The 13,750-nt window shown below is 61.8% G+C and carries 12 protein-coding genes and 1 riboswitch; of the genes, 3 read left to right on the forward strand and 9 right to left on the reverse strand.

Features of this window, described 5'->3' with window-relative positions; translation table 11 throughout:
* Positions 1-1,191: an O-succinylhomoserine sulfhydrylase gene (locus NDI72_RS10035; RefSeq protein WP_206553602.1), complete on the reverse strand. Its 1,191-nt coding sequence runs from the start codon at positions 1,189-1,191 to the stop codon at positions 1-3.
* Between the two features lie 50 nt (positions 1,192-1,241).
* A riboswitch (SAM riboswitch) is annotated at positions 1,242-1,319 on the reverse strand.
* Between the two features lie 84 nt (positions 1,320-1,403).
* Between NDI72_RS10035 and NDI72_RS10040 the strand changes: the two genes are divergently transcribed.
* Entirely contained in the window at positions 1,404-2,495 is a 1,092-nt protein-coding gene (locus NDI72_RS10040) for a 2'-deoxycytidine 5'-triphosphate deaminase (protein ID WP_283800380.1), read from the forward strand.
* A 9-nt stretch (positions 2,496-2,504) separates the two neighbouring features.
* Here the strand turns inward: NDI72_RS10040 and NDI72_RS10045 are convergent, their stop codons facing one another.
* From NDI72_RS10045 to NDI72_RS10065, 5 genes are all read right to left on the reverse strand, one after another.
* Positions 2,505-3,302 (reverse strand): ion transporter, encoded by a 798-nt coding sequence (locus NDI72_RS10045; RefSeq protein WP_283800381.1) that lies wholly within the window; start codon positions 3,300-3,302, stop codon positions 2,505-2,507.
* A gap of 228 nt (positions 3,303-3,530) precedes the next feature.
* Positions 3,531-5,411, reverse strand: coding sequence for a PhoX family protein (locus NDI72_RS10050; protein ID WP_283800382.1), 1,881 nt, complete (start codon positions 5,409-5,411; stop codon positions 3,531-3,533).
* A gap of 199 nt (positions 5,412-5,610) precedes the next feature.
* Positions 5,611-7,047: an NAD-dependent succinate-semialdehyde dehydrogenase gene (locus NDI72_RS10055; RefSeq protein WP_283800383.1), complete on the reverse strand. Its 1,437-nt coding sequence runs from the start codon at positions 7,045-7,047 to the stop codon at positions 5,611-5,613.
* 119 nt (positions 7,048-7,166) lie between these two features.
* The gene (locus NDI72_RS10060; protein WP_206548674.1) at positions 7,167-8,111 is read right to left on the reverse strand and encodes a LysR substrate-binding domain-containing protein; all 945 of its coding nucleotides are present in this window, start codon (positions 8,109-8,111) and stop codon (positions 7,167-7,169) included.
* Positions 8,112-8,128: 17 nt separating this feature from the next.
* Entirely contained in the window at positions 8,129-8,911 is a 783-nt protein-coding gene (locus NDI72_RS10065) for an aspartate dehydrogenase (protein ID WP_283800384.1), read from the reverse strand.
* 182 nt (positions 8,912-9,093) lie between these two features.
* On the opposite strand from NDI72_RS10065, the gene NDI72_RS10070 reads away from it, so the two are divergent.
* Positions 9,094-10,047 carry a dihydrodipicolinate synthase family protein gene (locus NDI72_RS10070; protein WP_206548672.1) on the forward strand — a complete coding sequence of 318 codons (954 nt, stop codon included), beginning with the start codon at positions 9,094-9,096 and terminating at the stop codon, positions 10,045-10,047.
* 176 nt (positions 10,048-10,223) lie between these two features.
* Positions 10,224-10,766 (forward strand): 3-hydroxyanthranilate 3,4-dioxygenase, encoded by a 543-nt coding sequence (locus NDI72_RS10075; RefSeq protein WP_206548671.1) that lies wholly within the window; start codon positions 10,224-10,226, stop codon positions 10,764-10,766.
* Positions 10,767-10,858: 92 nt separating this feature from the next.
* Here NDI72_RS10075 and NDI72_RS10080 read toward each other — a convergent pair whose 3' ends face one another.
* From NDI72_RS10080 to NDI72_RS10090, 3 genes are all read right to left on the reverse strand, one after another.
* On the reverse strand, positions 10,859-12,310 hold the full coding sequence (locus NDI72_RS10080; protein ID WP_283800385.1) for a RimK family ATP-grasp domain-containing protein: 1,452 nt from the start codon (positions 12,308-12,310) through the stop codon (positions 10,859-10,861).
* Entirely contained in the window at positions 12,307-12,783 is a 477-nt protein-coding gene (locus NDI72_RS10085; protein ID WP_206553607.1) for a GNAT family N-acetyltransferase, read from the reverse strand. Before NDI72_RS10085 ends, NDI72_RS10080 begins: the two co-directional genes overlap by 4 nt.
* Positions 12,784-13,102: 319 nt before the next feature.
* Complete coding sequence (locus NDI72_RS10090) at positions 13,103-13,738, reverse strand: glycosyltransferase family 25 protein (RefSeq protein WP_349632270.1); 636 nt, start codon at positions 13,736-13,738, stop codon at positions 13,103-13,105.
* Positions 13,739-13,750: the final 12 nt, after the last annotated feature.

Raw genomic sequence — 13,750 nt, forward strand, 5'->3', positions numbered from 1 at the left:
TTAGACCGCGTCCAGCGCGCGCTCGACATCGGCGATAAGGTCGTCGCCGTCTTCGAGGCCCACCGAAAGGCGCAGCGTGCCATCGCCAATGCCAAGCTCGGCGCGCGCCTCGTCCGACAGGTTCTTGTGCGTCGTCGTGGCGGGATGTGTGATGAGGCTCTTGGCATCGCCCAGATTGTTGGAAATCTGGAAGATTTTCAGCGCATTCTCAAACGCAAAGGCTTCCTTCTTGCCGCCCTTCAGTTCGACGCAGAGCAGCGTCGAGCCACCCTTCATCTGTTTGGCGATGATGTCGGCCTGCGGGTGGTCCTTGCGGCCGGGATAGATGACGCGCGCGATCTTCGGATGCCCGGCGAGCAGATCCGCGATGCGGCCTGCGCTCTCGGTCTGCTGGCGCACGCGCAGCGGCAGTGTCTCCAGTCCCTTGAGCAGCGTCCAGGCGTTGAACGGCGAGAGGCTCGGCCCGGTGTGACGGAAGAAATCCTGCAGGTGCTCGTCCACCCACTCCCGGTCCGAAAGCACGACGCCGCCAAGGCAACGGCCTTGACCGTCAATATGCTTGGTGGCGGAGTAGACGACCACGTGTGCGCCAAGCTCCAGCGGCTTTTGCAGGAGCGGCGTGGCGAACACGTTGTCGACCACCAGTCGCCCGCCGATTTCATTGGCAAGTGCGGCGACACCGGCGATGTCGGCCACTTCCAGCGTCGGGTTGGTGGGGCTTTCGAGGAAGAACAGCCTGGTGTTGGGCCGCACGGCGGCTTTCCAGTTCTCAAGCTTTGCGCCATCGATCAGCGTGGTTTCGATGCCGTAGCGCGGCATCAGCGTCTCGACCACCCAGCGACAGGAGCCGAACAGCGCGCGGCCGGCGACCACGTGATCGCCCGCCTTGAGCGAACAGAGAAGGGCGGCGGTGACGGCAGCCATGCCGGATGACATGGCGCGGGCTTCTTCTGCACCCTCCAGCGCGCACATGCGGCGCTCGAACATGTCCACGGTGGGGTTTGCATAGCGCGAGTAAACGAAACCGGGCTCTTCGCCCTTGAAGCGCGCCTCGGCGGCTTCCGCGCTGTCATAAACGAAGCCCTGAGTCAGATAGAGCGCTTCTGAGGTCTCGCCGAAATGCGAGCGGGTGACCCCGCCATGCACGAGGGCTGTCTGTGGTTTCCAGTTGTCTTCGAAATGATCGGTCATCGCTTCTTTACCCAACAAAAAAACCGGCCGCGAAAAGTCGCATGCCGGTTCGTCCATCGAGCGCGGCCTTTTAGCGACTTCTTTAACGTGGCTGCAAGCCGACCGGCCAAATCACCACGGGATAAAGGTCCATTAGACCCTCAAGCGCCTTGCGTCAACGACAAGCGGCGCTAAACCTCGTTCAATTAAACCCTGTGCAAGGAGAAGGGGCGTTGGCAAAAGCGGGAATTCTGCCGGACAAGGACATCGCGGCACTGTTCGACAACGGGGCGCTGGCCTCGGCCCGCCCACTGGACCCTGACCAGATCCAGCCGGCCAGTCTCGACCTCAGGCTTGGCGCTGTGGCGTATCGCGTGCGCGCCAGCTTCCTGCCCGGTCCCAACCATCGCGTTTCGGAAAAGCTCGACCGGCTCAAGCTGCACGAGATCCAGCTGGGCGAGGGGGCGGTTCTGGAAACCGGCTGTGTTTACATCGTGCCGCTTCTCGAAGGGCTCGACCTGCCGGATGGCATCTCGGCTTCCGCCAATCCGAAAAGCTCGACCGGCCGGCTCGACATCTTCACGCGCGTGATGACCGACAATGGCCAGGAGTTCGACAAGATCCCCGCCGGCTATTCCGGCCCGCTCTACATGGAAGTGAGCCCGCGCACCTTCCCCATCGTCGTGCGCACCGGCTCGCGCCTGTCGCAGATCCGCTTTCGCACCGGCAAGGCGCTGCTCGATGAAAGCGCGCTGGCGGACCTGCATGCGCGCGAAACGCTGGTCGCGGCGGAAGAGCCGAACATCACCAAGGGCGGCATTGCGCTTTCAGTGGATCTGAGTGGCGACGCCAACGGGCTGATCGGCTACCGCGCGAAGCATCACACGGCGCTGATCGACGTGGACAAGCGCGACCAGCACGAGGTTGCCGATTTCTGGGAACCGCTCACCGGCGATGGCGCTGGCGGCCTGATTCTCGATCCGGACGAGTTCTATATTCTCGTGTCGCAGGAGGCGGTGCATGTGCCGCCCTTCCATGCCGCCGAGATGACGCCTTTCGATCCGCTGGTGGGCGAATTCCGCGTTCACTATGCCGGCTTCTTCGATCCCGGCTTCGGCCATTCATCGGCAGGCGGCACCGGCAGCCGCGCCGTTCTGGAAGTGCGCAGCCACGAAGTCCCGTTCATTCTCGAACATGGACAGATCGTTGGCCGGCTCGTTTATGAGCGGATGCTATCTCGGCCGAGCGCGCTCTATGGCGCGGACCTGAAGTCAAACTATCAGGGCCAGTCGCTCAAGCTCTCCAAGCATTTCCGGATGCGCTGATCGTTCCGATCAGCGCTCCGCTCTCTGCTTCTCGGCATTCATCGCCTGCACTTCTTTGCGCAGGGCGCGGATTTCATCGAGGATGACTTCCTGCTCGGCCTGTAGCGCCGTGCGCTCTGCCGATGCTTCCTCATCATGCTCGGCCTGCATGGCCGAGACGATGATACCGATGAAGAGGTTGAGCACCGTGAAGGTGGTGGAGACGATGAAGGGGATGAAGAACATCCAGGCAAGCGGATAGACTTCCATCACCGGTCGCACGATGCCCATCGACCAGCTTTCCAGCGTCATGATCTGGAACAGCGAATAGGCCGAATGACCGATCGTGCCGAACCAGTCGGGGAAGGACGCGCCGAAAAGCTTCGTCGCCATCACGGCGAACACATAATAGACGAGGCCGAGCAGCAGCATGATGGAGCCCATGCCGGGCAGCGCCGCGACAAGGCCGCCAACGACCCGGCGCAGCGACGGCACCATGCTGACCAGCCGCAACACACGCAGAATGCGCAGGGCGCGCAGCACCGAGAGGCCGGCCGTTGCCGGCACCAGCGCGATGCCCACGATCAAGAGATCGAAGATGCGCCAGGGATCGCGGAAGAAATTCTTCTGGTAGACCGCGAAGCGCGCCATGAGTTCCAGCACGAAGACGCCGAGGATTGCCCGGTCGATCGTCAGCAGCAGCGGGCCAACGGCGGCCATGGCGCGCTCTGAGGTTTCAAGCCCGAGCGTGACGGCGTTGATGACGATGAGGACGGTGATGACCGCCTCGAAACGGCGGGATTCAATCAGGCTCTTGAGCGCTTGCACGGTGTGGTGATCCGGTTGGTGAATTGCATTATGCGGGGCGGCTGACAGGTGGGGTGGAAATGTGTCTGCGTCAAGCCGTCATAAACGGCTCGTTTTGAAACGAAAAGGGCTGTCCGCTGTGCGGGTCAAGAGAGTGAGCGGGATGGTGCGCCGTCTCCGAATTCGCCCCCGCATGCAAAAGGGGACGTCCCGCAGGACGTCCCCTTTCTGATCTGCGGCGGTGGGCAATCAGCCGATGGCCTGGCCATCTTCGCGCCAGACCGCGATGACCGCCGAGCGCGGCTTGCCGTTTCCGTCCGGCCAGTTGCCGCCCGGATGCTGGATGCCGACAAAGGCGACCTTGCCGTCCGGCGACCAGCTGAGGCCGGTCACTTCCGCGCCGTTCGGCGCGGTCAGGAAGCGGGCGATCTCGCCGGTTTCGGGATTGCCGACCAGCATCTGGTTGTTGCCCTGGCCAGCGAACTCGCCTTCATTGCTGTCGTCGCCGTCGGTCTGGATCCACAGCATGCCATCGGAGGAGAAGGCCATGCCGTCGGGCGAGTTGAACATGTTGCCTTCGTTGACGTTTTCCGAGCCGGCATAGACGTTGTCGTAGACGGTCGGGTTGCCGGCCATGACGTAGAGATCCCAGGTGAAGCCGTCTGCGCCGTGGTCTTCGCCAGCCGGGCGCCAGCGCACGATCTGACCGTAATTGTTGGTCTCACGCGGGTTGGGGCCGCCCACCGGCTGTTCATCACCACCGGCATTGGCCTTCACGCCACGGTTCTTGTTGTTGGTGAGGGCGCAATACACCTCCACGCGCAGCGGGTTTGCGGCAACCCATTCAGGGCGGTCCATGGTGGTCGCGCCGACCTTGGAGCCCGCCATGCGCGAGAACACCAGAATGTCCGCCAGTTCCATGCCCGTGCTTTCCGGGGTCAGCGGCAGCCACTCGCCGGTCATGTCGTCATTGAACTTTGCGACATACAGCGTGCCGTTCGACAGCAGGCCATCGGTCGGCTGGCCTTCGGCCCAGCTCTTGTCGGAGACATATTTGTAGATGAACTCGCCGCGCTCGTCGTCGCCCATATAGACCACGATGCGTCCGTCGGCGGCCTGCACCATCTCGGCGTTCTCGTGCTTGAAGCGGCCGAGCGCCGTATGCTTGACCGGGGTGGAGGACGGGTCGAGCGGGTTGATTTCCGTGACCCAGCCATGGCGGTTCGGCTCGTTGGGCTCTTTTGCGAGGTCGAAGCGCTCTTCAAACTTTTCGTAGGCGTAACGGCCTTCGCCGCCGATGCCGTAGCGCTTTTCTCCTTCCGTCGCTTCACGCTCGGCGGTCGCACCGAAATAGCCATTGAAGTTTTCTTCGCAGGTCAGATAGGTGCCCCAGAGCGTCTTGCCGGAGCCGCAATTGTTCATCGTGCCCTTGGGCGAAACGCCTTCAGGATCTGCGTTGGTCTTGACCAGATCGGAGCCGGCGGCGGGGCCGTCCATCGTCATCTGCGTTTCATGGGTGATGCGACGGTTGTAAGGGCTGTCGAGCACGACTTCATAGCCGTCGCCGCTGTCGGCGATCTCGAGCACGGTGACACCCTGCATGTTCTTGAGAAGACGCACTTCATCGGCGTTCTGCGGCATGCCTTCGGAGGCGGCCGGCAGGTTGATCTTCGGATTCACATATTCCGAATTGATCGCGAGGATCGTCTTGTCGCCATCGACAAAGGTTTCCATGCCGTCGGTGTTTTCACCGAACACCTTTTCGGACATGTCGACGGACACGCCCGTTTCCGGCGAATAGGCGCCCTCGGCTTCCTTGAAAAGCGGATCGCCCCAGCGCACCAGCGTCTTCCAGGCGTAGCCTTTCGGGACGTGAATGTCGTGGTCGGTGGCGATGCCGATCGGCTCGAACGCGAAGGCCGAACCTTGCGCCTTTGCGGAGGTGGTGGAGGAGAGAACTCCACTCCCCATCACGGCTGCGGCAGAGCCGAAGGCAAGCACGCCGCCCAGAAAGCCACGGCGCGAAATGGCGCGCTCGACAACCGCATCGAAGCCATTGGCATCGGGGCGGGGATCGCGCATTTCATCGAATTCATCCCAGGAGAGATTGACGATATCCTGCTTTTTCATCACGGCATTCCTCTGGCTTTGTGCTGGACCGAGCCGACCTGTCTCGGCAAATGCCCAGACTCCTAGCGGAGGCGTGCGACGGTGATTTGACAGCCGGTGGAAAGTCGCGGGCCTGAGGGGGAAAAGCGGATATCGGCGGGTGAGGAGCCGTGGGATTGGCGGGTGCGCGCATGGTTGGCGGCGCGCACCCGCACCCGGATCAAACAATCGTCATGCTGTGCGACACGTTTTTGACGACCATGTAGTTGTGCAGGCCCTCGGTGCCGCCTTCGCGCCCATAGCCGCTGGACTTCACGCCGCCGAACGGCGTTTCCGGCAAAGAGGCCTCCAGTGTGTTGAAGGAGAGGTTGCCCGCCTCCACGCCGTCGGTCATGCGGTCGATATAGTCGGCGCGGTTGGTGAACCCATAGGCTGCGAGGCCGTAAGGCACCGAGTTGGCCTTCTCAATCGCCTCGTCCAGCGAGCTTACCGGATTGATGACGGCCAGCGGGCCGAACGGTTCTTCCTGCATTACCCTGGCATCGTCGGGGACGTTCACCAGAACGGTCGGCTGGAAGAAATACCCGGCATTGCTCATGCGTGCGCCGCCGGTGCGCACCTCGGCGCCCCTGGCGCGGGCGTCCTCGACCAGAGCACTGAGCGCGGGGAGGCGGCGCTCATTGGCCAGCGGCCCCATTTCGACACCCGGCTCGACGCCGTTTCCAACCACCGTTTGAGCAGCGCGTTTCACGAAGGCATCGGCATATTCGTCGAAGATGCTTTCATGCACGAAGAAGCGCGTGGGCGACGTGCAGACTTGTCCGGCATTGCGCATCTTGCGAACCGCACCGCTGATCGCGGCCTTCTGCACGTCCGTGTCTTCGCAGACGATCACGGGCGCGTGCCCGCCGAGCTCCATCAGCACCGGGGTCATGTGTTCGGAGGCGAGCGTCGTCAGCTGCCTGCCCACCGCCGTCGATCCGGTGAAGGCGACAAGCCGCACCGCGTCGTGCCGGATAAGGTGATCGGAAATCATGGCGGGCGTGCCGAAGACGAGGTTCAAAACGCCTTTGGGAAGGCCAGCATCATGAAACGCGCGGGCGATGTGCAGCGCGCCGGCCGGCGTCTCTTCCGCAGCCTTGAGGATGATCGAGCACCCCGAGGCGAGCGCGCCTGCAACCTTCCGCGCCGGCTGGCTCATCGGAAAGTTCCACGGCGAAAGACCGGCAACCACGCCGATGGGCTGGTGATGAACCATGTAGCGCACGCCCGGAGCAGACGGGATGACACGGCCATAGGTGCGCACTGCCTCGCCCGCATCCCACTCCAGGAACTCGCAGCCACGAATGACTTCCAGCCGCGCCTGAGAGAGCGGCTTTCCATGTTCGGCGGTGATCGATTGTGCGATCTCTTCTTGCCGCTCGCGCATGAGCGCGGCGGCCCTGAGAATGATGTCCGCACGGTCTCTGGGCGCGGTCCGACTCCACACGCGGAAGCCTTCCTGCGCGGCGGCCAGCGCATCGTCCAGATCGGCAATGTCTGCATGCGGCAATCGGCCGATTTCCTGTTCGGTTGCGGGGTTCACGACCGGAAGGTCATCTGCCGTTTTGCGCCACTCTCCACCGATATAGAGGTGTAGTTCCGGATAGGTGCTCATCATGCCCTCGTAAGACTGTATTTCGGGGCAAAGGTCTCATTCGGGCAGGTATGTTCTCAAGGAAATTGACCAAATACGGATATCCGATTGCGTGATAGCAGGCGTCTGCCGGTTAGCGCTCAGATATCCGTGGCGACCTTTCGCAGAACGTTCAGAAAGGCGGCGCCTGCGGGCGAAAGGCTTTGCTCGCCACGGTGCGAAACGCCCACGGGACCGGCACCGAAGGGAACGGCCCAGTCGATACGGGCCAGAAGCCCGTGTTCGATGTCGAGTGACGCCACATGGGCTGGCATGAGGCCGACGAAATCATGCGTTTGCAGCAATGTGCGGTTGGCGAGGTAGGAGATCGACTCGATGGCCGTGGGCGGGGTGTATTGCCCCTGCCGCACGAAATACTGATCTGTCTGCCGCCGCAGGGTCGTCTCAAGCGGCGGGAGTATCCAGCCGAAGGGCATGAGCTGCTCGAAGGTGACGGAACTCTGCTGCGCCAGCGGATGCTGTGTCCCGGTCACGGCCACGACGCGTTCATCGAAGAACTTTTCCTGCTCGACCTTTGAGCGATGCCTGTGGCTGGGCAGGCGACCGACCACCATGTCGATCTCGCCGGAGAGCAGTGCGGGCATGAGAACTTCGTTGGTGCCCTCGACGATCTTGATCGCCACTTTGGGCCGTTCCTGCAACAGCTTCTCGATGGCGAAGGGCAGGAGGGTCGGCGAGGCTGCCAAAAGCGTGCCGACCACGACGCGCCCGCTGTTGCCCTCGTTCAGATCATCGAGTTCCTGCGCGGCGTTTGAAACCTGCGCGAAGATCAGCTTGCCGTGCCGTATCAGCGATGCGCCGAAAACGGTCGGAACCACGCCGCGATTTGTGCGCTCGAAGAGTTTCACCTCGAAGTCGAGTTCCAGGTCCTGAATCATCTTGGTGGCGGCGGGCTGTGAGATGCCCAGATGGCGCGCCGCGTTCTGGATGTTGCCGTGTTGTCCCACAGCGATGAGAAGCCGGAGCTGACGCAGCTTCAGGCGGGTCAATGCGCGCTCGACGATGCGGGAATGACGCGTGATCACGAGACTCGCCTCCCTGCCTAGAGCGTAACGGTCTGCCGCTGCCGCATGATCGCGGCCACGACGCTCATGGCGGCAAGGGCTGAGCTACGGGGATTGTCAGGCAGCGCGCGGCCCTCGATGCGGAAGGAAAACTGTCCGAAGCCACCCTCGGCGTGAACCTCGTGAATGTTGGCGGACACTGCCGGGTCGGCAATGAGCCTGACCTTCGTGGCGTCGAACCCCAAACCGGCAATCGCCACTGCGGCTGCCACATTGGCATTCTTCGGGTAGCGCGTCGCTGCCTCGCCTGCCGTTCCCTCGAAATGGATCCCGGCGCTTTGAAGCGCATCGAGGTCGAGCACGTTTTCGGCGGGCGATCCCTTCCATCCCAATGGCGGTTTCCTTCCGACATAGGTGACTGCATCCAGCCCGCCAACCGATGCCGCCTGAAGGCAGTCGAGCGCGCCAATCGCACCACTTGCAAGATGAAGCCGGGCAGAGCCCTGCGCGCCGGCGGTTTCCAGTGCCCGCAGCAGGGCGGTGTCAGCCAGTGCGCCAAGCGACACGGTCACCAGATCGCGGCCACTGCGGAGTATTGCGGGGCCGTGTTCGCTCAGCGCCGCGTGTCCCGCGCAATCGACCATCAGATCGACATCCGCCGGCAACGTCTCGACGCTGGCCACACGGAGAATCCCGTCATCGGTGGCCTCGTCCAGGCGCGCCGGGCGCACCATCAGGACACTGGTTGTGATCCCGCGTTCATCAAGTTGCCGGCGCACATACCGTCCGATTGCACCGTCGCCGATTATGCCGATCTTCATCCAAGCCTCCTGAAACCAGTGATCACGTATAAAGTAAATGCACGCGGCCTTGATATAGATTTTTTGAATATCCAATTCGGCGCAATGCGTTTGGTTTCGCGACCAGTTCAGGATTGTGTTGGCAGCATCTTCCGCCATCTCGGGCGGTTTCCAAACTGCATGCCAGCCAGGAACGACAGCAAATGAAATACGCCAAACATGAAGCCAAGGCCTATGCGCGCGAAACAATGCGGGGCATCTGGGCCGCTGCGCTGAACCCCTTCGATGCGAACCTGGCTATGGATGAAGCCGGACTGCGCCGGAACATCCGGCACTGGATCGATGACCTGGAGATCAAGGGGCTGTTTGTGGCTGGCAAGCAGGGCGAATTCTGGTCCATGTCGCTTGAAGAGCGCAAGCGCAACATGACGGTGGCCGCCGACGAGTGCGGCGACAAGGCCGGTACGATCATGTCCATTTCGGATCAGAATGTGGACACTGTCGTCGAGCTTGGCCGTCACGCGGAAGCGTGTGGCGCTGATTATGTTGTCGTTCATGCGCCGATGCTGAGCTTTTGCCACGACCGCGACGAGGTTCTCTACAACTATTACAAATATCTCTGCGACCGGCTGGATATCGGCATCGCCATGTGGAGCCATCCCGACAGCGGTTATCTCATGGAGCCGGAGACCTGCGCACGCGTGGCGGAACTGCCCAACATCATGGCGATCAAATATTCGGTCCCGCGCGAGATGTATGTGCGTCTGACGCAGATGGTCGGCGACAAGATCCTCGTTTCCACCTCGGCCGAGGATGAGTGGCTGGACAATATCGAGGAGCTGGGCTGGCAGCTCTATCTCTGCTCCTCTCCGCCCTATCTGCTCCAGACCGCCAATGACCGGCGGATGCATGAATACACACAGCTGGCCTTTGCCGGAAAGTTCGCCGAGGCGCGCCGCGTGCGCGACAGCCTCAACCCGGTGCGCGAAGCGATCCGCAGCACCAAGCCGGGCGGCAAGCCCACTGCACACGGCAAATATTGGCAGGAACTTCTCGGTCAGGTCGGTGGGCGCGTGCGTCATCCGATGCTCGAACTGACGGAAGCCGAGAAAGCGGCAACCAGCGCGGCGTTCGAGAGCAGCGGGCTGCTGCTTTAAACCTTTGGGCATCTGGCCGGGGCGCGTCCCCGGCCCCTGGCTTCATCGCTGCACTGCGGTGGCTGTCGAAAGCCAGGAGCGGGCCGGGTATGCCCATTTTCGATAGCTGCATAGCCGGTTCACGTTTGAGGCGCTGCCGGCTTTGCAGCAAGCTGAGGGCAAACAGGGAGGTTTCCATGTCGAGACTTAAAGCGTTCAACTTCAAGGCCTGGATCGACGAGCACCGCCATCTGCTCAAGCCGCCGGTCGGCAATCAGCAGATCTGGGAGGATGCCGATCTGATGGTCACCGTCGTTGGCGGGCCGAACAAACGCACGGACTATCACGACGATCCGGTGGAAGAGTTCTTCTACCAGCTCGAAGGGGATATGGTTCTCAAGATCTATGACGGCGAGGAATTCTACGACGTTCCGATCCGGGAGGGCGAAATCTTCCTGCTGCCGCCGCATGTCCGCCACTCGCCACAGCGGCCCCAGGAGGGGTCCATCGGCCTTGTGGTCGAGCCCAAACGGCAGCCGGGAGAGCTGGACGCGGTCGAATGGTACTGTTTCGATTGCGGAACGCTGGTCCATCGCGCCGAGCTGCAGCTTCAGTCCATCGTCGAAGACCTGCCGCCGGTCTACAAGAAGTTCTACGCTTCGGAAGAAGACCGCACCTGTCCGAACTGCGGCACGGTGCATCCCGGCAAGGAGCCGCCGGAAGGCTGGGTCACGCTCTGACGCGCCCCCGGCTGCCCGAGACCCTTACCGGGAGTGGGCGTCAAAACAACCTGCCCGGCCAGTCGGGCAGGTTTTTGGCCGGAGAAAAGCTTTCAGCGCTCCAGCCGGTCGATGAACCACTGTGTCAGACGGGTCCAGACTTCGTCTTTCTCTCCGGCATCCTCGCAGCCGTGATCCAGATTGGGATTGTCGTTGACCTCGATGACGTGAATGCCCTCCGGTGTCGCCTTGATGTCGACGCCGTAGAGACCGCTTCCGATGCAGCGGGCGGCGCGCACTGCGGTATCGAGAACGTCAGCCGGTGTTTCGGTCAGTCGGAACGAGCGGAAGCCCCCTTCGTCGGGACGTCCCTGCCGCTCGTGATTGACGATCTGCCAGTGCTTCTTCGCCATGAGATACTGCACGGAGAAGAGGGGCTCGCCATCGAGAACCCCGATGCGCCAGTCAAACGCGGTCGGCAGAAACTTCTGCGCGATGAGAAGATCGGAATCTTCCAGCCATTTCATCGCCAGTGTTTTCAATTCGGCCATGTTCGAGGCCTTCTTCACGCCGCGCGAAAACGAGCTGTCCGGCGTTTTGAGCACCAGCGGAAAACCCAGCAGGTCAGCCGCGCGTTCAAGATCGGCGGCGCCGGCAATCATCACGGTCGGCGGAACCGCCACGCGGTGCGTTGCCATCAGCTCGTTCAGGTAGACCTTGTTGGTGCAGCGGATCATCGAGAGAGGATCGTCGATGACCGGCATCCCTTCCTGCTGTGCGCGGCGTGCAAACCGATATGTGTGGTTGGAGATGGACGTTGTCTCGCGGATGAAAAGGGCGTCGAAATTTGCCAGCCGCGGCAGGTCCTTCCGGGTGATCGGCTCCACCTCCACGCCCATCCGGGCAGCAATGCGCGACCAGTGCTTCAGCGAGGCCACGCTCGATGGCGGCAGTTCCTCGCGCGGGTCGATCAGCGTTGCGAAACTGTAGCGTGCCGGAACGCGGGTACGGCTGTCGCGCCACTGCCGGCTGGTATAGCTGTGCAGGGAGGCGGTGAAGCGTTCTTTCTCCGCCGCGCTCATGCGCGATAGCGGGCGAAAGCCGATGCGCGTGATCGTCGCCCATTCTCCTTCCTTGATGGCGACTTCGAGCGCGGGAGCGCGAAACCAGTCGAACAGGAGTTTTGCAAAACGCTCCCAGCCCCTGTCGGGACCAATGCCAAAGAACACGCTGACGCTTGCAGGAAAGACGCCGCCTGTCTCCGCCCGGCAGCGATTGAGCGCCTGCTCCAGTTCGGGAAGTGCGTTTTCATAGAGTTTGCGCGCCGACAGGTCGATCATGGTTTCGACCGAGGGAATGACGCGATGGCCGCGAGAGCTCGCCAGCAGCGATGCATAATATCCGCGGCTCTGATAGGCGTAGCTGGACGACAAGTTGATGATTTTCGGCCGCTGGCCCCGAAACAGGGCTGGATGCGCCAGGTAATCGCGATTGGTGATGATCTTGTAGGGGGTGGCGGTCTCGTCGAGGTCGCCTTTCTTGCCTGTCAGGATGACCCAACTCATCTGGGGCCGCTCTCCGTGTTGAAAGCGCGTAACGCCTTTTCGTAACGAAGCGCGCTCATGCCGTCTTGATAGTAATTCTCGTATCGGCCGAATGGGTGATAGCCGGCGCGCTGATAGAGCCGGATCGCCCCTTCATTGTCTTCCCGCACTTCCAGCCGCACCGCGCGCAGGCCCCTGTCCAGCACCCGGCGTTCGAGTTCCAGAAGCAGAGCCGCCGCCACGCCCCTGCCGCTTTCGGCAGGATCAACCGCGATGGAATAAAGCCGCGCAATGGTGCTGGTGCGCCGGGTCAACGCCAGCGCATAGCCAATGATGCGCCCGTCTTCCTCGGCCGCACAGATGACGGCGCTCTTCGCCTCCATCAGGCGTCTCAAGGAGCGGCGCGACAGCCTGTCGCCGGGGAACGCTGCGTTCTCAATCGCAAGCAGCGCTTCGAGGTCGCGTGCATGTGGCGTTCGAATATCAAACGGCATGCCACCGTCGCCCTGACGCGAAAAATGTGCCTGTGCGGTCAAGACCGTCCGCAGGGTCCGGCAAGGCGTATTTGATGCGAAGACATTCCCCGGAATGGAAATGCAAAGTGAGAACCTCGAAATGACCGCGCTGGCGGCCTGGGCCCGGATCAGTGAACAGGCCGCATCTTACGCCTTCTCACTTCTCCGCGCCATCGTTTCTCATCGATGCGAGACCGATTGTGCGAACCTGGGTGGTGCGGTTGTTGTTGGTCAGGTTGAAAAGCGAGATGCCGCTCCGGCGAGGCGGGGGACGTTGCATCAATGCTTGGGAGTGGCCTCAGCCGAAGCTGCTATTGTACGCCTTCGAGCGCGCCAGCTTGTAAGCCTGGATCACGTTGCCCCACAGCGAGCGTGCAATGTTTCTTCGGCGTTTGGTGGACTTGCGATCCATTTCGAGCAGAGAGCCACCGAGGTTGTGGCTGACCTCTTCCACCAGATTGGGAGAGACTGACCATATGGACAGGCCCAGTTCCCAGGGCCAGGAGAGGTCTTCATCGACGGCACGGAAGAAGCGCTTTCTGGATAAGAGCTTTTGTGCCGCCTTTCGGTCGATCAGATATGCGACGGCTCCAGAGGCTGCGTATTTATATCTGACGATGCCGGTCGAACCGATGGCCCTGCGCTCAAGCACCCGTTTGGGTTTGAAGTCGAAGAACTTCAGGATGTCCCAGTTTTGGGGCTGCGTCAGGCCGTCCTGGATGGCCCTCGAAAACTTCTCCTCATCGATGACACGAAAATCATCTTCGAAGACCAGTGCGTATGCGTGGTCTGAAGACAGGAATTCGCGCCAGATTTTCCGATGGCCACAGTAGACCGCGATTTCACCGTTGGTCAGGCTGCGCTTGCTCAACAGGCGGTTCAGAAACCCATTGTACGCCGAAAGTGAAGTGGTCCCGGAAAATCGGACAGTCAGCTAAGGTGTATC

It is taken from the genome of Nitratireductor sp. GZWM139 (genome assembly GCF_030068685.1).
Classification (GTDB): domain Bacteria; phylum Pseudomonadota; class Alphaproteobacteria; order Rhizobiales; family Rhizobiaceae; genus Nitratireductor; species Nitratireductor aquimarinus.